Below are 21,674 nucleotides of genomic sequence, written 5' to 3'. Positions count from 1 at the left end.
AAAATCAGATTTTTGGATAGTCAGATTGGGTGAGGCTGTCTTCCACCTCCCCGGTGTGTTTGGTGCTGAGTTTTTCAAACAGCATAATATGCACTTCCTCACCATCTTTAGTCATAGGACAATGTTTGACTCCTTTGGGAACAATAATGATCTCCCCTTCCCTTACAGTCTCTGTGTGATCTTCGAACTGAAGATATAAAGTTCCCTTTAGCACCTGGAACAATTCATCTTCTTCATCATGTTGATGCCAAACAAATTCATCTTTCACTTTCGCTACGAGTACCTGCATGTCATTGACAACCCCTATTTGACGCGGATGCCAATGGTTGCTGAAGCTTTTCAATTTTTCTCTGGGATCAATAGGTATCATACAATGGCATTTTTAAGATGAACTAAATTACAAAAATGAAGTTGGGGCAGGGATTGAAGCGGCATCTTTTTTACCCTTTTTGGAGGGTAAAAAAATACAGCGGAAAGCCCGGTGCGCAGCAGCCCCCATGAAAAGAATAACAATGTTCAAATTCCAAATTCCAAAATTCAAAAATGGTTTTGGAAGATCAAAAGCCCAGGATGAGCTTCGCTATGGAAAAGTAGATAAGGATCCCAAAAATGTCATTGCTGGTTGTAATAAACGGGCCCGTTGCCATAGCCGGATCGATCCCAAACTTGTCCAGGATTATTGGAACAAAAGTACCAATAAGCGATGCGATCACGATCACCGAAATCAGGGAAATCCCAACGGTAAGGCCAAATTTGAAATCAAATCCCAATAGGAAAATTCCGCCAATGATTAGCAACAGGGCCAATGCAGCTCCATTTAACAAGCTGAGCAGGATTTCTTTTACAAGGCGATTCCAAAGGGAACCACTTAGACTTTGATTGGCCAGACCCTGCAATACAATAGCAGAGGATTGTACTCCAACATTTCCTGCCATCGCGGCAATTAGAGGCACAAAAAAGAACAGGGCAGCATGTTCCTGCATGGCGGCATCAAACGTCCCCAAAACTGTTACTGAAACAAAACCTCCCAAAAGTGCTAAAATAAGCCAGGGCAATCTTGCACGGGTAAGGCGCAGGATGGAGTCATCGGCCTCAACATCTTCAGAAATACCGGCAGCCAGCTGGTAATCTCTTTCGGCTTCATCCCTTACAAAATCAAGGATATCGTCGACAGTGACACGGCCCACGAGCCTGCCCATTTCATCAACAACGGGTATAGCTTCCAGGTCATACTTCTGCATGATACGCGCAACTTCCTCCCCTTTGGTATGTACAGTTACGTAATCTACCTTATCTATATAAACATCACTGATGTTGGCTTTGCTTGAAGCCGTGAGCAGATCTTTTAAGGAAAGCCTCCCTTTTAATCTCCCCTTATCGTCAACCACATAAATGGAATGCACGCGGGTTACATTTTCGCCCTGGGCTTTCATCTCGGCGAGGGAACCGGTAACACTCCAGTTCTCATTAACTTTTACAAGTTCCTTGGCCATAAGTCCCCCGGCCGAATTCTCATCGTAGCGCAACAGTTCCACAATATGCTCGGCGTGCTCTTCATCTGAGATTTCCTGGATCACTTCCTGCTTACGTTCTTCAGAAAGTTCTGCGATGATATCGGCGGCATCATCGGTATCCATATTCTCAAGCTCCTCGGCAATTTCTTTGGCCGTAAGGTTATCGAGAATGCGTTCCCGCACATCTTCCTCTAGCTCCATAAGAGCTTCAGAAGTTTTGGTGCTGTCAAGCAGCTTTATGATGTAGGTAGCTTCGTCGAGGTCCAATTCATCGAGGATCTCGGCTATATCGGCAGGGTGCACCTCCTCCAGTAGCTCCAGGAGTTCGGCTTCGCGCTTCTCTTTTATGAGAAGTTCAATATGCTCGATATATTCTTCGGTTACCTCAAATTGCATTAGGCTCAATTTTTTGCGTAAGTTCTATGAAACGAGCAGTACTAAGCTGCTCCGGACGAAGGTCAAAGATACTATCTTCTTTAATACTATCGGGCAGGTCAAAGATTTTCAAGCTATTCCGAAGCGTTTTTCTACGTTGCTGAAAAGCCGTCTTCACCACCCTGAAAAACAATTTTTCATCCACAGGCAGTGAAAAATCTTCTTTCCGGGTAAACCGAAGCACCCCACTGTCCACTTTTGGTGGCGGATTAAATACTGAAGGGGGGACTGTAAAAAGATATTCGGCTTCATAGAATGCCTGGACCAGGACCGAAAGAATTCCGTAGGTCTTATTCCCTTCTTTTTCACAAATGCGCTGAGCGACTTCCTTTTGAAACATGCCCGAAAACTCCGGAATAAACCTCCGAAGTTCCAGCATCTTAAAAACGATCTGGGTTGAAATATTGTATGGGAAATTCCCAATTATTGCGAATTGATCCTGCCCAAAGATCTCACTTACATCATATTTTAGGAAGTCCTTTTCATGGATCTTTCCTTCCAGCGCAGGATAATGTTCCTTTAAATATGCGACGCTATCCCTATCGATCTCGATCACGTGGAGGTCTGCATCCTTTTTGATTAAATATTTTGTAAGCACTCCCATTCCCGGACCTATTTCAAGCACAAAAGGATAACCTGAATAACTTAAAGTATCGGCGATCCTTTGTGCCACAGTTTCATCGGTCAAAAAATGCTGGCCCAGATGTTTTTTGGCCTTTACATCACCATCCTGGTGTTGGGGCACATAGGTATTGTGGTGGTTTTCACCTTTCCTGTTGTATTTTTTTTTCATGTAAACCGGGATTTCTACTGTTCGCTTACTACCTCCAGCTCGGTCCTAAACGCTACAAATTGCCCTTCAAAAATGGCAGATTTCTTTCTTAATTCTTGAGCATCTTCCTCGTAATAGCGCTCCAGCATTTCTTTGTTTGGGGCTGTATATTGAACAGAATAGGTTATGCCACCCATTTCTTCCTTCACCATTACCCTGGTCATAAGAGCTTTGGTGAATTTCCCCGTATTGAGCATATCGGGGATATGTTCCTTCTTCATCCATTCCACCCACTCCTCGTGAACATTTTCCTGGATATTTATTGTGACATTGTAGATATACATAAGCTATATTTCCTTTTCCTAATCGGAATCGTAATTATTCATTTATTCGAGTTCGTCTCCCCGAAGTTGCCTGAATTTTTTCCGGGCGTCGACAAAGTAAATACTATCGGCGTAATTAAAGATAATTTTTTCATAAAACTCCTGCGCCTTATCGGGTTGATCCAGTTTCCCCGCGTATAATTCGGCCAGGTAAAAATGTGCATTATCTCCCAAAACCTCATTTTTATAATGTTCTATGATGGCGAGGTAATTCTGTTCGGCTTTTTCGTATTGCCCTGCCTCCTCATACAGCTTCGCCTGCTTTAAAAGGGCATCATCCTCAATCTTTTCTCCTTTATGCTTTGTAAGGACAGAATCCAGTACCTCTATTGCTTTAGCTTCCTTTTCCTGAAAAGCCAGCAAATCGGCTCTGGCATACAGTTTCAAAGCTGTTCTTGTACTATCCTCCAGGGAATTCTCACTTATTAAAAGACTTAATTCCATGGCATCATTGGCGATCAATTGCGAAGTGGCCGACTTTAATACATCCAACTGTATGGTCGCCCAGTCAAAATCTCCTTTATAATAGCTGGTTTTTGCCACCTTGAATCGGGCCATTTGTGCAACGACATCATTCTCAACCAGGTTTTGCACCTGTGAGAAATAGATCAACGCCTGGTTAAACTTCTCATCGAGCACAAGAATATCGGCCAAAGCCATTTTTAAAGCTGCTTCTTCATTCTTTTTGAGATCACGCTCCAGGAATACATTTAGAACTTCCCGGGCTTTTGCTATGTTATTCTGTTTAAAAGCCAGGAAATTTGCATAATCAATGTAAAGAGATAACATAGCCGTTGCATTCCCATAGGTCTTAAAAAGGGCTTTATAAGCCTCCTCTATCTCCGAATATTTTTCTTTCGGAAGTGTTTCCTGAAGAATATTCAGTCTTAGCTGATGGGCCTGCAACCTAAGATCTTCATTAGGGGCTTCGGCAATAATAAAATCAAGTACCTCCAGAGCCGTCTCCAGCTGTCCTTCTTCCTGTGCCATCACTGTAAGCCGAAGAATAGATCCCAATCCCTGATTCGACCTGCGGTAGATCGCCTTTTCCTGCTGAAAAGCCTTTTGATATTCCTTTTGCTGCACAAAAAGCCAGCTCAACATGTTATTATAAAGGATATTCTGGTCCTCCTGAAGCTTTTTAAGCAGCAATTTTCTAAAGATGAGATTAGCCTCATTGGTAGGATCATCGCTTATAAACTGGCTATAGATACGGCTCACTCCCGGCAGTAAATTAGGATTGTTCCCCAGCACCTCAATGTAATTGCTAAACATCTTTTCAATATCTCCCTGTTCGCCGTACAGCCGCGCCAGCTGGATACTATACTCGGCATCGGGATTCATCTTCATCCCTAGTTCATAAGCCGTCACTGCCCTGTCGAGCTTGCTGTATTTTTCAAAAGACCGGGCAATGGAAAAAGCATAATTTGGCCTGGACTCTATAGCCCTTAAGGCTTCAGTGTAAAATTGATCTGCCTGGGTGTTTTTCCCCTGCAATTCAAAATTATGCCCGAGTTCCACAAGAAAATGAGGCGCATTAGCCGTATTATTCACCCGGTGTTTAAGCAGTTTTTCTGCCTCGCCGTATTTTTCAAGTTGTTGATAGGTCGCAATAAGTCCGTAGAAAAATGAGGCGTTATAAGGCTCCTGTTCCAGGAGTTTTTCATAGATATTTTCTGCCTTCTCAAATTCACCCCTGTCGAAATAATTCTTCGCCAGCTGCTCTGACTGCGCAATGCCTGAAAAATGGGTGCAAAGAAGAAGGAGAAAGAAGTAGAGAAAACGCATCTGCAACTGTTTTAAGTAAATATACTTTAAATTGCCTTTTTAGAAGCTGAAAGTGAGGATCTTATTCTGTTGAAAAGAAAAAACCTCACAGGTCTGGAAACCTGTGAGGCTTTAAAGTTTATTCAAAAAAATTAATTAATCTATCAAATCGAAACCGGTATAAGGCACGAGTACATCGGGTACTTTTATCCCTGCCGGTGTCTGGTAATTTTCAAGAATTCCTGCCAGGACGCGAGGCAAAGCAAGGGCACTACCATTCAAAGTATGAGCCAGCTGCTTTGAACCATCGGCCGACTTATACCTAAGTTTTAATCTATTGGCCTGGAAGGTTTCGAAGTTCGAACAGGAACTAATCTCCAGCCACCTGTCCTGTGCTGTTGAAAATACTTCAAAATCATAAGTTAGTGACGAGGTAAACCCAAGGTCACCTCCACACAACCTAAGGATCCTGTAAGGCAATTTTAAATCTCTAAGGATATCCTTGATCTGCTCCACCATTTTATCCAGGGCTGCATAAGAATTTTCGGGTTTTTCAATTCTTACGATCTCCACTTTATCAAACTGGTGCAGGCGGTTAAGGCCGCGAACGTGTGCCCCGTAAGATCCGGCTTCTCTTCTAAAGCAAGGAGTGTAGCCTGTACAGGCGATAGGCAAATCATTTTCAGATAACATATCATCCCTAAACATGTTGGTGATAGGCACCTCGGCAGTTGGAATAAGATAAAGGTTATCTTCGGTGACATGATACATTTGCCCTTCTTTATCGGGCAGCTGACCTGTGCCATATCCTGAAGCCTCATTCACCATAAGCGGCATCTGGAACTCGGTATATCCTGCGCCTACATTCTTATCTAAAAAGTAAGAAATAAGCGCTCTTTGCAAGCGGGCTCCTTTTCCTTTGTAAACCGGAAACCCGGCACCGGTGATCTTGTTTCCAAGTTCAAAATCTATAATATCGTATTTCTTTGCCAGCTCCCAGTGCGGCAGTGCATCTGTAGCCAGTTGCGGCACTTCCCCTTCTTTATAGACCTCAACATTATCTTCTTCTGAAGTTCCTGCAGGAACAAGGTCGTTTGGGATATTAGGAATGTTATACAGGACCCGATTAAGAGCCATGGTTGTAGCCGCAAGCTTTTCTGAAAGTTCTTTGGTAGACTCCTTAAGTTCTGAAGTTTGTTGTTTCAGTTGATTTGCCTTCAGGTGCTCTCCTGTCTTGAAGAGCATTCCAATTTCTTTTGAAAGACGATTGGATTCGGCTAATTTTTCATCCAGCTCGGCCTGGGTAGAACGACGTGTCTCATCCAAATCAAGCACTTCAGAAAAAACTTCTTCAGCATCAAAATTTCTCTTTTTTAAGGCCTTTAAGTACGCCTCTTTATTCGCCCTGATATTGGCTACCTGTAACATAATATTGGTTTTTGAAGATTTGCCGTAATGGCATTTCAAGGGTAAAGGAACAAAAATAGCAAAAGCCTTATAACATTATTCAATCGAGGACGGTAAAATCCAGTCATGATGTCCAAAATGATTCCATTTCTTTGCTGCCAGGTCAACCTTTGGATCTATAAAAGGTTGGTAAGGCCTGCCATTAACGCTCACCTTACTGTCAACATAGATCTCTACCTCCTTCCCCGTAAGTTCAAACTCTTCTTCGAGGCGCTGGGAAAACTGCCAGATCATATCGGGTTTTGTGGATACCGCCCGCTGCTGTTTAGGGGAAAGGTACCGGCTTGTTTGGACAAAAATTGTATCCTGCGGCCTGGCTTTGTCCACCACCTTAAACTGTATCCTCCCGGCCTTTGACCTCAACATCATGCGCCAGCTAAGACGATGTCCCTCTTCTGTCCATAAAACATCATCTTTAAAGAACCAGTGCCGCACGGGTAAAGCCAGCTGCACAACGAACCAGATACCGAAAAAGACCAAAAGCGGCGTTTTATATTCCGGCACCTCAACTTCGTTCCCTGAATAGTGAGGTTTCTTCCGAAGAAAAATGCGGTTAATTTTTTCAGTTGGAAAAAAGAAGATGGTAAAGGCGAGGGCCAGGTAGGGAAATATCCCAATGTGGAAAATAAGACTGTTGAAGAGGTGAAAAAACACAGCTGCCAAAAATGCGAAAATTCGTGTTCTTTTCCAGAGCAGTAGTGGAATGATCAAGAGGTCAAATAAAAATCCGAACCAGGCAATGGTATAATGAACCCAGGTTTGCTGAAGGAAATCCCCAATAAGCCAGTAATCCCTTCTTGCAGACATTAATATTCCCGGCAGGGTAGCATCAAACCAGTCGGGGTAGATCTTGGCTACAGCTGCATAGGTGTACACAATGGTCATTTGCACCACAAGCAATATCCAGACCCAGCTTGGCATGCTTAACTTTTTTAATTCCGGTTTTTTCCAGACATCAATCGATGCATACCTGTGCGCAGGAAGCAGGATCATGAGGAAACACAACAGCATTAAAAGATAATAATGATTATTGTAGGAGGATTTTTGCATCAGGTAAACCGCAGCCCACATAATGGTGTACATGAAAATACTTAGCCTGTACTTGTACCCCAGCATCACAAAGATGCCAAATAGACCCATAATTGCGTAATACCACAGCATCCCGTTACCCGGCAGAGGCTGCAGAAAATTAAATCCTATAAAATTAAAAGTGAAATCCGGCTCAATAAAAGCCCGTTTTACCCAGCCGGTAAAAATGGCTCCAATAGCCTCAATGGCAAGCAACAACCCAAAGAGAATCCTGAACACAATAAGTGCAGAATTATCTATTCGGGTGAAGAGCCATTTATTTAGCATAATTATCCCGAATATATTGAAAGCTAAAAGCCTCATCCTGCTTCATCGCCCGCTTCAAGGCTTCAATGGTGTCAAATTTCTTTTCATCTCTAATCCGTGTGAGAAGCTCAATGGAGAGATATTCCCCGTAAAGATCTTTATCGAGATCGAAAAAGTAAGTTTCAACAGTTTTCTCGGTACCTCCAACAGTGGGATTGGTTCCTATGTTCATCATCCCAAAAACTACTTTCCCGTCAATAACCGACCGAACTACGTATACCCCGTTTTTGGGAATTAATTTATAGTTTTCATTAATGTGAAGATTGGCGGTGGGATAACTGAATTCTTTCCCAAGACCTTTGCCCTTTACAACAGTACCGGCAAGTGCAAAAGGATAGCTTAAATATTGATTCGCCTTTTCTACCCTACCTTCTAAAAGTGCTTTCCTTATTTTAGTAGAGCTTACGGCTACGTCTTCCACATCCTGTTTTGAAATTTCCTCTACTTCAAAATCATATTCTCTTCCAAATTCACGCAGATCATTGATGTCTGCAGTTCTATTTCGCCCAAAGCGGTGGTCGTACCCTATTATGACCTTTCTGGCTTTTAATTTATTTACAAGAATATCCCGCACAAACTCCCGCGCCGAAAGGCGTGAGAATTGTTGAGTGAAGGGATGAATGATCAAATGGTCTATACCGCTTTTCTCCAGGATCTCCTTTCGCTCCTCAATAGTATTGATCAGTTTTATACCTGCATCTTTTTGTAACACCATGCGGGGATGAGGGAAAAATGTAAGGATAGCCGATTCAAGATTTCCTGCCCTGGCAGTATTTACCAGCCTTTCAATGATCTTTTGATGCCCAATGTGCACCCCGTCAAAAGTACCTATAGTGACTACTGTATGATGATCGCTGTTAAAAGCATGTGCTCCTTTGTGTTCTTTCAAGACTACTTCTATTTCCCGTTAAAGGTATTCATTGTGTTGTTCATGCCTGCTGTACCAAAGGACCTGATAACTTCGGCCGATTTCTCCAGTCTTTCGGGCAGTTTCTTTGCTTCCTCTTCATCCCATTCCCCCAGCACGTAATCTACCTGCCTCCCCTTTGAAAACTCATCGCTTATCCCAAAACGAAAACGATTATAATTTGTCGTTCCCAATTGCGCCTGTATATCTTTCAAGCCGTTATGCCCGCCGTCGCTGCCTTTGGTTTTAATTCTTATAGTCCCAAACCCGAGATTGAGGTCATCTGTAATTACCAGCAAATGCTCCAGCGGCACCTTTTCTTTTTGCAGCCAGTAATTTACTGCTTTTCCACTAAGGTTCATATAGGTGGAGGGTTTAAGCAGAATAAAGCTGCGGCCTTTAAATTTGTAGGTTGCTACATCACCAAGTTTTTGAGATTCGAAGGTTAGGCCTTCCTTTTCTGCCAGGAAGTCAAGAACTTTAAATCCAATATTGTGACGGGTGTTATGATATTTTGGGCCAATATTTCCCAGCCCAACAATGAGAAATTTTTTCATAGGGGGAATTTCTTCTTTAGAATCTTCTTTAGGTTTTTTAGTCCAAATCCTACCAAAGAACGAGAGCATAGATTTCTTTTTTGGTAAAAATAAAAAAAGCATCCCTAATAAGGGATGCTTTATCTTTTGAATAAGATTTTATAAATCTATGCGTTTTCGTTTTCGTCAACTTCTGTTGCAGGCACTTCATCTGCAGCAACTTCTTCCTCTTCATCTTCGGTATCGGCGATAACGTTACGAGAAGTTCTAACCTGGCAAACAACAGTATTATCAGGGTGCATGATCTTAAATTCTTCACTTTTAAGAGCAGTAACATAAAGTTTGTTACCAATCTTAAGTGGCGTGATATCTGCTTCAATAAAATCTGGAAGATTTCCTGGAAGACCTTTCACTCTCATTCGGCGCAGGTTGAATCTCAATACCCCACCATTTTTCACCCCACGGGCAACTCCAGTAGTGTGAACCGGAATTTCCATAGAAATTTCTTTGTCTTCAAAGATCTGGTAGAAATCGATATGCAAAATTGCATCTGTTACAGGGTGGAACTGGATGTCCTGTAGTACAGCGTTAAATTTCTCACCACCTTTTAATTTAATTTCCACTGTATGCACATCTGGTGTGTATACAAGGCTTTTAAAGGCAATCTCATCTGCTGCAAAATGTAATGGCTCGTCTCCCCCGTATAATACGCAAGGAACCTGTCCAGCATTACGTAAGGCTTTTGTAGCTTTCTTGCCTACGCTTTCTCTTTTAGATCCGTTGATCGTAATTGATTTCATTGTTAAAAATTTTAGGCTGCAAAAGTAAATCTTTTTTTTCAGCTATTAAAAGCCTGAAGCCTAATTATTTTAAAGAGAATAAAAATGGCATTTTTGAAGCTTCAGATTCAATCCAGACAACAATTTTATCTACCTGATACTTATAACTTCTAAAATCTAACCTCTAAATTCTCACTTCAGCTTACATGATGAATTTTGAACTTATTGACCTGTTGTTATGAACCCTGTTCATAACATCGGCAAAAAGATCGGCACAGGTGACCACGCGGATTTTCTTACTCTTCTTTTTCAACGGAATAGAATCGGTAACGATTAGTTCTAAAAGTTTAGAATTCTCGATGCGTTCATAAGCTTCTCCCGAAAGTACGGGATGAGTACATATTGCCCTTACACTAAGCGCACCTCTTTCCATCATCACATCTGCAGCTTTGGTGAGGGTTCCTGCGGTATCAACCATATCATCAACAAGTACCACATTACGGCCTTCAACATTCCCAATCAATTCCATGTGGGAAATCACATTTGCCTTAGCCCTTTGTTTGTAACAGATCACAACATCGCTTTCCATAGTTTTAGAGTAAGCATATGCTCTTTTAGATCCCCCCATATCGGGGGAAGCAATTGTAAGATTTTCCAGCTCAAGGCTACGTAAATACGGAAGGAAAACAGTTGAAGCAAACAGATGATCTACGGGTTTTTCGAAAAATCCCTGAATTTGATCTGCATGGAGATCCATGGTGATGATCCTTGTAGCTCCTGCAGTCTCCAGCATTTTAGCTATAAGTTTCGCCGCGATTGGCACACGTGGCTTATCTTTTCTGTCCTGCCTTGCCCATCCATAATAAGGAATTACGGCTGTGATATGTCTTGCAGACGCTCTTTTGGCAGCATCGAGCATAAGAAGCAGTTCCATGAGGTGGTCTGATCCCGGGTGAGTTGAGCCAATGATAAAAACTCTCGATCCTCTAACAGATTCCTCGAAGGAAGGTTGAAATTCCCCGTCACTATAGGTGGAGGTAATAACATTTCCCAGCTTTGAACCATAGGATTCAGCAATTTTCTCGGCCAGGTCCCGGCTTTGATTACAGGAAAAAATTTTCGCTGCGGTGTTAACTTCAGGCATTGTGTGTAGTTTGTGTTGTTGCCCTGCAAATTTAGAAATTAATTTCAGGGGAAACGCCCGGCTAAAATACTTTCTTCAGAAATAAAAAAGGAAAGACCTCTATGAATCAGGCTTCAGAAATAAGACCGATAAAAATGCCATTTTTGAGAGGTTTGGCTTTAAAGGAATACAGAAAAATTAAAATTTATAGCTAAATCCCGAATATAACCCGAAGAAATAAGGAGTTTGTCCTTCGCTAGACCTAAAAGTGTTCATTTGAAATTTAACCACCGGTTCCAAACTTAACTGTAGCTGTTTTGATAAATTATAACCCATACTAAGCCCAAGATTTGTAGTGTAGCTAAGGTTGTTCATGTTATTTGTCTCCCCAAGATTGGCCTTATTATCCGGAAAGTCAAGTAAAAGCTCATTTTCTTCGAGAAATAATATACTGCCACCTCCAATAATTCCAAATGCAAATTTTTCATTTATAAGAACATATTCCACCTCCAGGGGCACCTCTAAAAAGCCCATTTTTTGGCTTAAGGTTCCATTTGAAGGAGAGGAAAGAGTCGTTGTTTCTGCCATTTTTGAGGCAAAAGTATTAGTAGCGGCTACATCATTGAACGAGACCTCGCGGGTATTATACTCAAGATCCACCTTATTAAGACCAGACCTGATATTGATCTTTTCGGAAACCTTATAAGCAACATTTACCCCATAAGAAAAAGTAACTTGCCCCGAAGCCTCTTTTGGCGAAAAACTATTATTCAAAGCATTACCATTCCCCATATTACTGAAATATACAGGCGCAATCCTGGTGGTCAATTTAAATTTTTCGGCGGATCTTTCATTTTTAAGAGTAACAGCATCGGGATCATCTTTTGGAACTAATGCAACTGCCGGAGATAATTCCCCTGCGGAATTTGTTTCTGCTACCAAATTTTCCTCCACCGGCTCCTCCTTATCATTAGCAATTTCGGCATCTTCTCCATGCCTGATATTTGAAAAATCACCATTTGAATTATTTATCTTTTCCGAATTTTCCTCCCTTGCTGAAGCAAATTGATAGTCGTTTTCCTGATGTTGTGCCCGCCAATTTTGCAATATCAAAACCTGAAGAATTATTTCCGATTCTCTCATCACCTCATTAAAAGTTTCTGAAGCATCCAAAGGAATCATATTCAATTCTTTTGTAACAGGCGTCACAACCACATCATCCTTTTTATCAAATAAGGTAGGGCTTTGCAGGTACGCAGCAAAGATGAGGGCCAAAGCAGCAGCCACTCCCGAAATTTGGAACCACAGAGGAAAGAGCTTTCTTTTTTCCCTTTTTTGAGGCAATTGGGACAGGATATTTTCCCAGGAATCTTCCGGTGGCGGGACTTTAGCTCCTTTAAAGCGATCCCGATAAATGCTGTCGATGTCCTTACCCATTTTCATATTGATTTCAGGTAATTTGTCATTTTATGACGTTTGATACTTTCTCTTAGCTTAATGCGGGCACGGGCGAGATTGGATTTAGAAGTTCCTTCGGATATACCCAACATTCGGGCAATTTCTTTATGAGAAAATTCTTCCATTACATAGAGGTTGAAGACAAGCCTGTAAGCATCCGGCAACTCCTGAATTATTTTTATCAAAAAATCAAGGGATAGAATTTCATCATCCAGCTCTTCGTCAATCTCTTCAAAAATATCCCCGGTTATACTAAGGTGGATACCGTTCTTCTTGCTTTTTTTAATAGCCGTGTTGATCACTATACGGGTCATCCAGCCTTCGAAAGTGCCTTTTTCTCTATACTGTTGAATATTCTCAAAGATCTTTATAAAACTGTCCTGCAGCAGGTCCCGGGCCTGCTCATAATTCGCCGAATATTTAAGGCACAGGACAAAAAGCTGTTGGGAATAATCCCGGTAAAGCTTTTCCTGCGCCTTTCTATCCTGTTGTTTACACAGCCGAACTAGTTCTTTAAGACCCACCTAAAAACGATGTTGGTTTCTACCTTTTCAAAATTAATTGACGGCAGGTGTAGGAGTAGCCTCCCCTACGGGAACGACTATTTTAGTATAAATACTCTCCTTGTTTGCGTCAACGCCTGTCCAAAGATAAAACGTAAAAGGCTGATCTTCATCAATTCTAAGAGTAAATGAATCCATTTTTTCAAGGTCTTCACTTTCTAAGGTACAATCCTCAAGTCCTGTGGGATATGACGCCACGCCGGCAACATAGATGTCCCTTCTCAAAGCGTCTTCAGCCCCACCTCTAATGGCCTGTAATCCCAAAGCGGTATGGCAGGCATCGGGCAGAAGATAAGTGACTTTGATTTGATAAAGTTTTCCCTTTTCAAAAAACTCCGGGAGATCTACATCAACCACTTCAGCTAAAACCTGTACAGAACCCGGCCCGTCATCTTCGATATCACAACCGGCCAATAATAAGGTGAACATAAATAAAAGAGCAATCTTCTTCATAATGTGTGGAAATATTAGTTGTTTATTATAATGACCCCGGTTTTATAATAGGTTGCGTGAACAATAGAAAAAAATGTGGTGCTTTAAAATAGTTGAAGCAAACAGCCATCTGAACTGCTATCTTGTTTTGGGATTTGCTTAACTTCAAACATTAATATTTGAAAGAAAAAAATGCAATCTTTTCTAACCAAAATGTCTTACCTGTACGGAAACGTCAAAGGTAAAATCGCTTTTTATCCTACCTTATTTGCTCTTACAGGCCTTATTTTCGCCTTCATTATGATGTACCTGGAGAGCCTGGGGGTTTCGGGATATCTTGTTGAAAATGCGCCACTATTGGTAGTGAACAGTGGTGATACGGCTTTAACCATTCTAAGCGCCTGCATCACAGGGTTAATATCAATGATGGTCTTTAGCTTTTCCATGGTAATGGTGCTGCTCAACCAGGCAGCCAGTAATTATTCACCGCGATTGCTTCCGGGTTTAATATCCGATCGTCGTCACCAGATTATTCTTGGGATATATATCTCAAGTATTTTGTTCTGTATTTTCACCCTCTTCTCTATTCAGCCCACAGGAGACAAATACCAGATACCCGGTTTTTCTGTTCTGCTGGGCATTCTTTTTACGGTAATGTCCATTTATGCTTTCATTTATTTTATTCATAATATTTCTGAAACTATTCAAATCACCAATATCCTTAAAAAGATATTTACAGATGCCCGAAAGACCCTTTTCTATCTCCTGGAGGAAGAGAAAAGTAATTCCTCTTCCTTTCCCGGGACAGATGATTGGTTTGAATATAAATCCCCACAAAGTGGTTACTTTCAAAGCTTTACCAGAGAGGGACTACTTTCTTTTTGCAAAAAGAATGATACCATGCTTGAAGTTCTAGTTATAAAAGGCTCTTTTGTTTTAGAGGGGGAACCGGTGTTCCGATCAAAAAAGAAATTGGATAAAGAAGTTGCTAAAGACTTGTTAGATAAATTTCATTTGTCCAGGGAGCAACTTGTTACAAGAAATTTCATTCTTGCATTCAAACAAATTACCGAGGTCATAATAAAAGCTATGTCTCCTGGCATTAATGATCCCGGGACAGCATTAAACGCAATTGATTACCTCTCGGAATTGCTAAGGATTAGAATGTTGAAATCCGACCGCGAATTCATTTCAGATGATGGAAAGGACTATGTCAAGTTGAGAGGAGTAACTTTTAAAGAGTTGCTTTACAATATTAATACCTCCTTGAGAAGTTATTGCAGCCAGGATGTTGTGGTGGTTCAAAAAATTGCCGGGATGTTCATTTCTTTAATGAGGCAGAATTCCAGAGACCCAAAATATCACCTAATTTTAGGCATGGAGGCTAAAGGGCTTTTGCAGGAGTCCAGGCATTCCATAAAAAACGAGGTCGATCTTGAAACCCTTGATAGGCTCTATAAGGAAGTTGAAATGCTAATGGATAGATTTCCAAAATAAAACCTCGGCACCAACCAGAAATTTTAAACTACCTCAAATAAAGATCTTCCTGTTTACTGGAGAACTAATTCTGCTATTATGGGAAAGTGATCTGAACCAAATTCATCGAGCTTTTGAAGTTTTACAGCCCCAAACTCCGAAGTCACAAAAAAATGATCGAGAGGCCATCGCATCAAAAAAGATTGAGCACTAAAAGAATTATACAGGCCTCTTCCCAGCCTTACGTTTTTTAAATTTCCATGCTCTTCAAAGAACTTTGTGGTGCTGGACCAGGAGACATCATTAAAGTCTCCTGCTACGATTGATGGTAGAGTATCGGCAGCCACTAATTTCCCCACTTTTGATAATGCTAACTCCTGTAGACCTACATTATCGGGATATTTTTCACTTGGAAAAGGTGCCACAGGGTGAACCCCATGAAATTTTATTTTTTCCCCAGACCTAAGTTCCACCACCGTGTGAAAAGAAGGAACATCCTGATGTCGAAAAAATTTCACCTCACTTTCCGAAAGAGGAAGCCTGGAGTAAAGAACCATTCCGTAAGCATTGTCCAAAGGATATTTAATGGCAAATGGATAATCCATTTCATCCAATTGCTCTACCCACCAGCTGTTCACTTCCATGGCTAAAACCATATCCGGTTGGTGTTCATCAATTATTTCCCTCAGTCTTGCAGCATTTTTGTTTGTCATGAGAACATTAACAATAAGAATCTCCACGCTCGAGTTGGAATTTGATTCTTCAAGAGAAACTTCGGGGACAACTTTTTCTCCAAAGAAGTAAGGTGCTATTTTAATTGAATGAATAGTTATAGCTATAATGAGTCCGGCGGCAATTACATATGAAGTGGTGGTCCATTTTCTGTTTAAAATTAGAAACAACAGGAGAAAAACCAGTGAAAGAATTAGATACTGAGTTCGGGGAAAATCCAGGATCTTGGCGTACCAGTAAGTCAGGTCATGTATTAAGGATAAAACACTCAATACAACCACAATGACACTTATTACAACTACTATTTTTAATAATATAGATCTAATCATTTACTTCAATTAATGTTTGATAACAGGAAAGAAAAGATAGGATTTTATTTTTTAAGGTCATCCCTCAGCGTCAATTTGACATCTAAACTATAAACAAAAAAAAAGCTGAGACATGAATCTCAGCTTTTCTTAAGTACCTTGGGCGGGAATCGAACCCGCACGACCGAAGTCACTGGATTTTGAATCCAGCGCGTCTACCAATTCCGCCACCAAGGCAATTGGACGGCAAAAGTATGAATTTTTTCCTTTTGCTAATAAATTTTCCTAAAAATTAATTGACCCCGGCCTAAATAATGTAAATCTCATCAAGACTGGCTTCCTTTGCGCATCTTGCGCAGAAATCGTATTTTCGGCGCTTATCTTTTATCCTATGTCTCAATTTTGGTTGTATTTCCAGTTAGGTCTGGAACATGTACTGGACTGGAATGCTTATGATCATATTCTTTTTCTTATTGTCCTTGTTGCCTCCTACTCCTTCCTCACCTGGAAAAGAGTTTTTTGGCTGGTAACAATCTTCACCCTGGGACACACGATTTCACTGTTCCTGTCGGTATATAAAATTGTGCTTGTTGACACTACCTGGGTGGAATTTCTGATTCCGGTGACTATTCTGGCCACTGCCGTGTTTAATATTATCAACGCCAAAAAGAGAGAAAGCCAGAACAACATAAGTTTACTTTATTTTAGTACCGCTTTCTTTGGAATAATCCACGGCCTTGGTTTTTCTTCATATTTTAAAATGATCGCATCGGGTACCGACAGTGTTTTTCTCCCCTTGCTGGAATTTGCTTTAGGAATAGAAACTGCTCAAATCATCGTGGTATTGTGTGTGCTGGTGCTCAGCTTCCTGCTACAAAATGTATTGCGGGTGGCAAGGCGCGACTGGATTATTGTAGTGTCGGCGATTGTTATAGGTATAATTCTGCCTATTCTGAAAGAAAATTACCTGGCTCTTTAAAATTTAACTTTCCTTTATTGGATTAATTTAAGTCTTGCAATATTTTAGTAAAGCCCAAATTTTCAGCAACTTAAAAAGCTTTCTATATTGCAGACGAATTTTTTGACTATGCAAAGAACAAAGCAGCTTAAGTTTGATCGGGCGTATTTAAGGATCGCCAGAGAATGGGGGAAACTTTCTCACTGTAATCGTAGACAGGTTGGCGCGCTTATTGTGAAAGACAGAATGATTATTTCTGACGGATATAACGGTACACCTACCGGTTTTGAAAATCCGTGTGAAGATGAAGACGGGTATACCAAATGGTATGTATTGCACGCCGAAGCGAACGCAATTTTAAAAGTTGCCGGGAGCACTCAATCCTGCAAAGGAGCTACACTATATATTACTATGTCTCCCTGCAAAGATTGTAGCAAGCTCATTCACCAGTCGGGCATTACACGTCTTGTCTACAGTATTGATTATAAAGACAACTCAGGATTAAATTTTTTAGAAAAAGCAGGAGTTGAAATAGAACAAATAACTGAACTCGACGGTTGAAAAACTATAACAAAAAATATTTACCCTTACTTTTGGGATTCGCCTGTGCACTTGGTGTACTACTGGGCGCAGCCTTGGATTTTTCCAGTTACAGCTCTGGACCTTTCCTCAAAACTAATAAGAAAAAAGAAAAGCTGGCCCGTTTAATTGATTACATTGAATACGAGTACGTGGACGATGTAGATATGGACAGCATTGTAGACGTTACCGTAAACGGCATTCTTACAGATCTTGACCCTCATTCAGTTTACATCCCACAGGAGGAATATGCGAATTTAAGTGCAAGCATGAAAGGGGATTTTGTAGGAATTGGGGTGAGCTTTAGAAACATTAATGACACCATTGCCGTTATCCAGACTATGAAAGGCGGCCCGAGCGAAAAAGTGGGCATTAAAGGAGGCGACAGGATCCTCTATGCGAATGGGGAACCTCTTTTTGATTCCAATATTCATGTAGACTCCATTACCAGTAAACTTAAAGGAGAAGAAAATACAAGGGTGCTTTTAAAAGTGCATAGAAAAGGTGTCCCAAATCTTCTTGAATTTGATGTGAAACGCGGGAAAGTTGCTCTTAAAAGTGTGGATGCAGCTTATATGCTTACAAAGGAGCTGGGCTATATTAAAATCAATCGTTTTGCAGAATCTACCTATGAAGAATTCAAGACCGGACTTCTTGAACTGAAGAAACTGGGGGCAAGTCAAATAGTCCTTGACTTACGCGACAATCCCGGCGGTTACCTTGCCGAGGCGACAAAAATTGTAGATGAATTCCTTCCCGAAGATAAGCTGGTGCTTATTACCAAAAACAAAAAGGGGGCAATTGAAAAAACCTTCGCCACAGAAGAAGGGAATTTTGAAAAAGGGGAACTATACGTACTTATTAACGAGAATTCGGCTTCGGCCAGCGAGATCATAGCGGGAGCTCTTCAGGACAATGACAAAGGTGTAATTGTTGGACGAAGATCCTACGGAAAAGGCCTGGTCCAAAGAGAGATGGCACTGGGAGATGGCAGTGCAGTAAGGCTTACAATCGCAAGGTATTATACCCCTACCGGAAGGTCTATACAGCGGCCTTATGATCATGGCAGCGAAGAATATTTTGCCGATTATCTCAATCGCTACAGGAATGGGGAGCTGGTGAGCGCAGATAGTATTCATGTAGCCGATTCATTACGGTACGTCACCCCCGGCGGAAAGATAGTTTACGGTGGTGGTGGGATAATTCCAGATATTTTTATTCCCAAAGACACCAATTTTGAAAAGCAAAGTCTAAACCTTATGCTTCGCAATGGGTATATGGATAGTTTTATATTTGAAGTTCTTGAACAGGACCGTAAATATTACAACTCTCTTAGTTTTGAAGATTTTATGCAAAGAGAAGTGATCACAAATGCCATTGTGGAGGAATTCAGAGACTTTATGAGACGTGAGAACTTCGATATGCGCTTCAAAAATTACCTGCCTACTCTTAAGCTTTATTTAAAAGCGGCTATGGCTCAGCAACTGTTTGGAAGTACTGCCTTTGAGCAAATCCTTAATGAAGAGGACCCTGCAATTGAGAAAATAATTAAACTTTCGGCAGACCGGGAATTCAAAAATTAGCTTACTTAAGCTTGTCGTGAACCTTTGTTTGTTCCCCATCATTCCAAAGCGTGAGAATATCTGTTGCCACTGCCGCACCACTTCCGCAGGCAATGGCATACTGGCTCCTGTGACCTGCCAGGGAGCCGGCAACATAGAGACCCGGCTTTACAAAGTGATCCATATTTGAAAGCTGGACCCTGTCTTTTGAGGGTTTTGATTTTTTATGAGGCACGAGATATTCTTCCAGGCCATCAATAGTGAAGGGTTTGGCATATCCCGTAGCTAAAACTACTATTGAAGAAGTATAAGAATTCTTATTCGTGAGAATTTGGAATTTACCTTCTGAAAATGTCATTTTCAGCACCTTTTCTTTCTGAATGATCTCCACCTCCGGATAAAGAGTTTCCAGCTGCTGCACTCCTGAAGAAAGAATATCTTTCCCCGCAGAACCCGCAGGTACACCCAGCACATTATTAAGTAAAGCACTGGAAAGATGCGACGCACGTTGATGCGCAATAATACCTACTCTTTTATCTGCACAAAATGGTTTGGAAAGAGCAGACCCAAGTAATAGGGCGCAGGATAGACCTGCCGCACCACCACCTACAATAAGAGCATCAAAATCCCTATTCTCCACTCTTCTTGGATATCGCCCTGGACATAAGAAGAATCACCATGAGAACCACAACAATACTCGAAGCAAGTATACCTATTAAGGCTGTTTTACTATCTCCCGAAAAGGTGTCTTGGAAGTCTAAAAATGTTGCGTTATATACAATGAGGCCTGCGGCCAGTACAAGTAAAAAATAAATGAGGATTTTCATATAAACAGGCTCTTAATATTGGTAGCGAAAAGTTTTACGGCTATTGCCAAAAGAATGACCCCAAAGATCTTCCGGATCACGTTAATCCCCTGCTTCCCGAGGAAATTTTCAATTTTTCCAGAAGATTTCAGGACTATGTAAACAAAAATAATATTTATAATTATGGCAACAATAATGTTTGTAGTGGCATATTCTGCCCGGAGTGATAAAATGGAAGTCATGGTACCGGCACCGGCGATAAGCGGGAATGCCAAAGGCACAACAGCTGCTGTTTCGGGCGCATCATCTTTATAAAGCTGAATACCCAGGATCATCTCCAATGCGAGGAAGAACAGGATGAGGGCACCCGCCACTGCAAAGGAATTCACATCAATCCCAATCAAATTCAGGATTTCCTTTCCAACAAAAAGAAAGGCGATCATCAAGATCCCTGCAACTACGGTAGCTTTCTCACTTTGTATATGACCGGCCTTCTTCCGCAGATCAATAATAATTGGAATACTACCAATAATATCAATAACTGCAAAGAGGATCATACTTGCGGTCGCTATTTCCCTGAAATTTAATTCCATATTGAAAAACTAGCTTGCAAAAGTACTTTGAAATGAAACAACTTGGATTATACTTTAAAATTTTAACAGAATTAAACCTGAAGTTAACTGCCTGAAAAAATTATCTTTGCCAAATGTTTCAGCTTGGAAAAACTATAGTTTCAGAAGAGATCCTTAAAAAGGATTTTGTGTGTAACCTTTCTGCCTGCAAAGGAGCCTGTTGTATTGCGGGTGACGCCGGGGCACCACTGGAAGAAGCGGAAACCCATATCCTTGAAGATATTTACCCTCTGGTAAAACCTTACCTTCGAAAAGAAGGAATTGAAGCAATTGAAAAACAGGGAACTTCCATTATTGGAAAAGACGGGGAATACGAAACCCCTCTTATAAATGATGCAGACTGTGCCTATGTCACTTTTGACCAGAAAGGCACCGCCTTATGCGGAATTGAAGAAGCTTATAATCAGGGAGATATCAAGTGGAAAAAACCTGTTTCCTGTCACCTTTATCCTGTTAGAACTCAGGACTATTCAGAATTTTCGGCAGTTAATTACCACCATTGGTATATTTGTGACGATGCCTGCACCCTTGGAAAAGAACTTCAGGTACCTGTATACAAGTTCGTAAAGGAAGCCCTTATAAGAAAATACGGGGAGGACTGGTATGCCGAACTTGAAAAAGTAGCCGAAAAGCTAAAGGAGCAGGAAGCTTAATCACTCCGGTAAAAAAATTCATATCTACCTTAAGCCTACAACGCCCCCAAATCTGGAATCAACTCCCTCCCAGAAAAAACCTGGAACGAGATCTTTTTTGAGCATGATCTAAGCCGGAAAGAAAATGAGGTATTTCCCTCCCGATGGGAACCCCGTGAGCGGAAATGCTGAAAAACATCTCTTGGTGGTCTGAACATCATGAGGATGGACAAAAGTTACATTATCACTCCTCTCATCGATAAAGAAATTACCTGTTCAAAGTCTTTACAGTAGAGTTCGCCGCCTTTTTAAATGATGCCTATTCCCTTAATTGTACAATACTAGCGGGCATTTTCCTTAACAACATTCATACACCTGACAATCAAAAGGTTGATCGCTGATTTTAATTAAATTTTTCTTAACTTTATGCTACATTTCTGCTACTATCTTCCCCTAAA

At 41.1% G+C, this 21,674-nt stretch carries 23 protein-coding genes and 1 tRNA gene; 5 read left to right on the top strand and 19 right to left on the bottom strand.

What is annotated here, in order from left to right; translation table 11 throughout:
• Positions 1–4: 4 nt before the first annotated feature.
• The 14 genes from LA313_RS07360 to LA313_RS07295 form a co-directional block, all read right to left on the bottom strand.
• Entirely contained in the window at positions 5–370 is a 366-nt protein-coding gene (locus tag LA313_RS07360; protein WP_228914031.1) for a cupin domain-containing protein, read from the bottom strand.
• A 187-nt stretch (positions 371–557) separates the two neighbouring features.
• On the bottom strand, positions 558–1,910 hold the full coding sequence (gene mgtE / locus LA313_RS07355) for a magnesium transporter (RefSeq protein WP_228914030.1): 1,353 nt from the start codon (positions 1,908–1,910) through the stop codon (positions 558–560).
• Positions 1,900–2,742 (bottom strand): 16S rRNA (adenine(1518)-N(6)/adenine(1519)-N(6))-dimethyltransferase RsmA, encoded by an 843-nt coding sequence (gene rsmA, locus LA313_RS07350; protein ID WP_228914029.1) that lies wholly within the window; start codon positions 2,740–2,742, stop codon positions 1,900–1,902. The genes mgtE and rsmA overlap by 11 nt, the downstream gene beginning before the upstream one ends.
• A gap of 14 nt (positions 2,743–2,756) precedes the next feature.
• Positions 2,757–3,065 carry a DUF4286 family protein gene (locus tag LA313_RS07345; protein ID WP_228914028.1) on the bottom strand — a complete coding sequence of 103 codons (309 nt, stop codon included), beginning with the start codon at positions 3,063–3,065 and terminating at the stop codon, positions 2,757–2,759.
• Between the two features lie 42 nt (positions 3,066–3,107).
• Positions 3,108–4,892, bottom strand: a complete 1,785-nt coding sequence (locus tag LA313_RS07340; protein WP_228914027.1) for a tetratricopeptide repeat protein — start codon at positions 4,890–4,892, stop codon at positions 3,108–3,110.
• A gap of 135 nt (positions 4,893–5,027) precedes the next feature.
• Positions 5,028–6,299 carry a serine--tRNA ligase gene (gene serS, locus LA313_RS07335; RefSeq protein ID WP_228914026.1) on the bottom strand — a complete coding sequence of 424 codons (1,272 nt, stop codon included), beginning with the start codon at positions 6,297–6,299 and terminating at the stop codon, positions 5,028–5,030.
• Between the two features lie 75 nt (positions 6,300–6,374).
• Complete coding sequence (locus LA313_RS07330) at positions 6,375–7,694, bottom strand: HTTM domain-containing protein (RefSeq protein ID WP_228914025.1); 1,320 nt, start codon at positions 7,692–7,694, stop codon at positions 6,375–6,377.
• Positions 7,684–8,622, bottom strand: a complete 939-nt coding sequence (locus LA313_RS07325; protein ID WP_228914024.1) for a bifunctional riboflavin kinase/FAD synthetase — start codon at positions 8,620–8,622, stop codon at positions 7,684–7,686. Before LA313_RS07325 ends, LA313_RS07330 begins: the two co-directional genes overlap by 11 nt.
• Before the next feature lie 8 nt (positions 8,623–8,630).
• Complete coding sequence (gene pth, locus LA313_RS07320; protein WP_228914023.1) at positions 8,631–9,266, bottom strand: aminoacyl-tRNA hydrolase; 636 nt, start codon at positions 9,264–9,266, stop codon at positions 8,631–8,633.
• 77 nt (positions 9,267–9,343) lie between these two features.
• Positions 9,344–9,976, bottom strand: coding sequence for a 50S ribosomal protein L25/general stress protein Ctc (locus LA313_RS07315; protein ID WP_228914022.1), 633 nt, complete (start codon positions 9,974–9,976; stop codon positions 9,344–9,346).
• A 181-nt stretch (positions 9,977–10,157) separates the two neighbouring features.
• Positions 10,158–11,099 (bottom strand): ribose-phosphate pyrophosphokinase, encoded by a 942-nt coding sequence (locus tag LA313_RS07310; protein ID WP_228914021.1) that lies wholly within the window; start codon positions 11,097–11,099, stop codon positions 10,158–10,160.
• Between the two features lie 177 nt (positions 11,100–11,276).
• Positions 11,277–12,515, bottom strand: coding sequence for a PorT family protein (locus tag LA313_RS07305; protein ID WP_228914020.1), 1,239 nt, complete (start codon positions 12,513–12,515; stop codon positions 11,277–11,279).
• A 2-nt stretch (positions 12,516–12,517) separates the two neighbouring features.
• Complete coding sequence (locus tag LA313_RS07300; RefSeq protein ID WP_228914019.1) at positions 12,518–13,060, bottom strand: RNA polymerase sigma factor; 543 nt, start codon at positions 13,058–13,060, stop codon at positions 12,518–12,520.
• Between the two features lie 33 nt (positions 13,061–13,093).
• Complete coding sequence (locus LA313_RS07295) at positions 13,094–13,552, bottom strand: putative periplasmic lipoprotein (protein ID WP_228914018.1); 459 nt, start codon at positions 13,550–13,552, stop codon at positions 13,094–13,096.
• Positions 13,553–13,723: 171 nt separating this feature from the next.
• Here LA313_RS07295 and LA313_RS07290 point away from each other — a divergent pair, with 171 nt between their 5' ends.
• The gene (locus LA313_RS07290) at positions 13,724–15,028 is read left to right on the top strand and encodes a DUF2254 domain-containing protein (RefSeq protein ID WP_228914017.1); all 1,305 of its coding nucleotides are present in this window, start codon (positions 13,724–13,726) and stop codon (positions 15,026–15,028) included.
• A 53-nt stretch (positions 15,029–15,081) separates the two neighbouring features.
• Here the strand turns inward: LA313_RS07290 and LA313_RS07285 are convergent, their stop codons facing one another.
• Together LA313_RS07285 and LA313_RS07280 are read right to left on the bottom strand one after the other, a co-directional pair.
• Positions 15,082–16,068 (bottom strand): endonuclease/exonuclease/phosphatase family protein, encoded by a 987-nt coding sequence (locus LA313_RS07285; protein WP_228914016.1) that lies wholly within the window; start codon positions 16,066–16,068, stop codon positions 15,082–15,084.
• A gap of 134 nt (positions 16,069–16,202) precedes the next feature.
• Positions 16,203–16,284, bottom strand: a tRNA-Leu gene (locus tag LA313_RS07280).
• Between the two features lie 154 nt (positions 16,285–16,438).
• On the opposite strand from LA313_RS07280, the gene LA313_RS07275 reads away from it, so the two are divergent.
• From LA313_RS07275 to LA313_RS07265, 3 genes are all read left to right on the top strand, one after another.
• The gene (locus LA313_RS07275) at positions 16,439–17,026 is read left to right on the top strand and encodes a HupE/UreJ family protein (RefSeq protein ID WP_228914015.1); all 588 of its coding nucleotides are present in this window, start codon (positions 16,439–16,441) and stop codon (positions 17,024–17,026) included.
• Positions 17,027–17,134: 108 nt separating this feature from the next.
• Positions 17,135–17,566 carry a deoxycytidylate deaminase gene (locus LA313_RS07270; RefSeq protein WP_228914014.1) on the top strand — a complete coding sequence of 144 codons (432 nt, stop codon included), beginning with the start codon at positions 17,135–17,137 and terminating at the stop codon, positions 17,564–17,566.
• Positions 17,563–19,167 (top strand): S41 family peptidase, encoded by a 1,605-nt coding sequence (locus tag LA313_RS07265; protein ID WP_228914013.1) that lies wholly within the window; start codon positions 17,563–17,565, stop codon positions 19,165–19,167. Before LA313_RS07270 ends, LA313_RS07265 begins: the two co-directional genes overlap by 4 nt.
• Position 19,168: 1 nt before the next feature.
• Here LA313_RS07265 and LA313_RS07260 read toward each other — a convergent pair whose 3' ends face one another.
• From LA313_RS07260 to LA313_RS07250, 3 genes are read right to left on the bottom strand one after another with little or no spacing between them, the layout of a single operon-like run.
• Positions 19,169–19,786, bottom strand: coding sequence for an FAD-dependent oxidoreductase (locus LA313_RS07260; RefSeq protein ID WP_228914012.1), 618 nt, complete (start codon positions 19,784–19,786; stop codon positions 19,169–19,171).
• Entirely contained in the window at positions 19,776–19,973 is a 198-nt protein-coding gene (locus LA313_RS07255) for a hypothetical protein (RefSeq protein WP_228914011.1), read from the bottom strand. Before LA313_RS07255 ends, LA313_RS07260 begins: the two co-directional genes overlap by 11 nt.
• Positions 19,970–20,545, bottom strand: a complete 576-nt coding sequence (locus tag LA313_RS07250; protein ID WP_228914010.1) for a MarC family protein — start codon at positions 20,543–20,545, stop codon at positions 19,970–19,972. The genes LA313_RS07255 and LA313_RS07250 overlap by 4 nt, the downstream gene beginning before the upstream one ends.
• A gap of 113 nt (positions 20,546–20,658) precedes the next feature.
• Here LA313_RS07250 and LA313_RS07245 point away from each other — a divergent pair, with 113 nt between their 5' ends.
• Positions 20,659–21,237 carry a DUF3109 family protein gene (locus LA313_RS07245; RefSeq protein ID WP_228914009.1) on the top strand — a complete coding sequence of 193 codons (579 nt, stop codon included), beginning with the start codon at positions 20,659–20,661 and terminating at the stop codon, positions 21,235–21,237.
• The last annotated feature ends 437 nt before the right edge of the window (positions 21,238–21,674 follow it).

The sequence above is a fragment of the Salinimicrobium sediminilitoris genome (genome assembly GCF_020866905.1).
GTDB classification, from domain to species: Bacteria; Bacteroidota; Bacteroidia; order Flavobacteriales; family Flavobacteriaceae; genus Salinimicrobium; species Salinimicrobium sediminilitoris.
The sequence above is the reverse complement of the archived record's forward strand: the minus strand, read 5'-3'. Positions and strand labels throughout refer to the sequence as shown.

What these genes read in the sequence shown, in the direction of transcription:
- LA313_RS07295 (WP_228914018.1), bottom strand. Translation starts at nt 13,552, where the DNA reads ATGAAGAAGATTGCTCTTTTATTTATGTTCACCTTATTATTGGCCGGT.
- LA313_RS07340 (WP_228914027.1), bottom strand. Translation starts at nt 4,892, where the DNA reads ATGCGTTTTCTCTACTTCTTTCTCCTTCTTCTTTGCACCCATTTTTCA.
- serS (WP_228914026.1), bottom strand. Translation starts at nt 6,299, where the DNA reads ATGTTACAGGTAGCCAATATCAGGGCGAATAAAGAGGCGTACTTAAAG.
- LA313_RS07245 (WP_228914009.1), top strand. Translation starts at nt 20,659, where the DNA reads ATGTTTCAGCTTGGAAAAACTATAGTTTCAGAAGAGATCCTTAAAAAG.
- pth (WP_228914023.1), bottom strand. Translation starts at nt 9,266, where the DNA reads ATGCTCTCGTTCTTTGGTAGGATTTGGACTAAAAAACCTAAAGAAGAT.
- LA313_RS07290 (WP_228914017.1), top strand. Translation starts at nt 13,724, where the DNA reads ATGCAATCTTTTCTAACCAAAATGTCTTACCTGTACGGAAACGTCAAA.
- LA313_RS07305 (WP_228914020.1), bottom strand. Translation starts at nt 12,515, where the DNA reads ATGGGTAAGGACATCGACAGCATTTATCGGGATCGCTTTAAAGGAGCT.
- mgtE (WP_228914030.1), bottom strand. Translation starts at nt 1,910, where the DNA reads ATGCAATTTGAGGTAACCGAAGAATATATCGAGCATATTGAACTTCTC.
- LA313_RS07315 (WP_228914022.1), bottom strand. Translation starts at nt 9,976, where the DNA reads ATGAAATCAATTACGATCAACGGATCTAAAAGAGAAAGCGTAGGCAAG.
- rsmA (WP_228914029.1), bottom strand. Translation starts at nt 2,742, where the DNA reads ATGAAAAAAAAATACAACAGGAAAGGTGAAAACCACCACAATACCTAT.
- LA313_RS07250 (WP_228914010.1), bottom strand. Translation starts at nt 20,545, where the DNA reads ATGGAATTAAATTTCAGGGAAATAGCGACCGCAAGTATGATCCTCTTT.
- LA313_RS07270 (WP_228914014.1), top strand. Translation starts at nt 17,135, where the DNA reads ATGCAAAGAACAAAGCAGCTTAAGTTTGATCGGGCGTATTTAAGGATC.
- LA313_RS07360 (WP_228914031.1), bottom strand. Translation starts at nt 370, where the DNA reads ATGATACCTATTGATCCCAGAGAAAAATTGAAAAGCTTCAGCAACCAT.
- LA313_RS07285 (WP_228914016.1), bottom strand. Translation starts at nt 16,068, where the DNA reads ATGATTAGATCTATATTATTAAAAATAGTAGTTGTAATAAGTGTCATT.
- LA313_RS07255 (WP_228914011.1), bottom strand. Translation starts at nt 19,973, where the DNA reads ATGAAAATCCTCATTTATTTTTTACTTGTACTGGCCGCAGGCCTCATT.
- LA313_RS07275 (WP_228914015.1), top strand. Translation starts at nt 16,439, where the DNA reads ATGTCTCAATTTTGGTTGTATTTCCAGTTAGGTCTGGAACATGTACTG.
- LA313_RS07345 (WP_228914028.1), bottom strand. Translation starts at nt 3,065, where the DNA reads ATGTATATCTACAATGTCACAATAAATATCCAGGAAAATGTTCACGAG.
- LA313_RS07310 (WP_228914021.1), bottom strand. Translation starts at nt 11,099, where the DNA reads ATGCCTGAAGTTAACACCGCAGCGAAAATTTTTTCCTGTAATCAAAGC.
- LA313_RS07330 (WP_228914025.1), bottom strand. Translation starts at nt 7,694, where the DNA reads ATGCTAAATAAATGGCTCTTCACCCGAATAGATAATTCTGCACTTATT.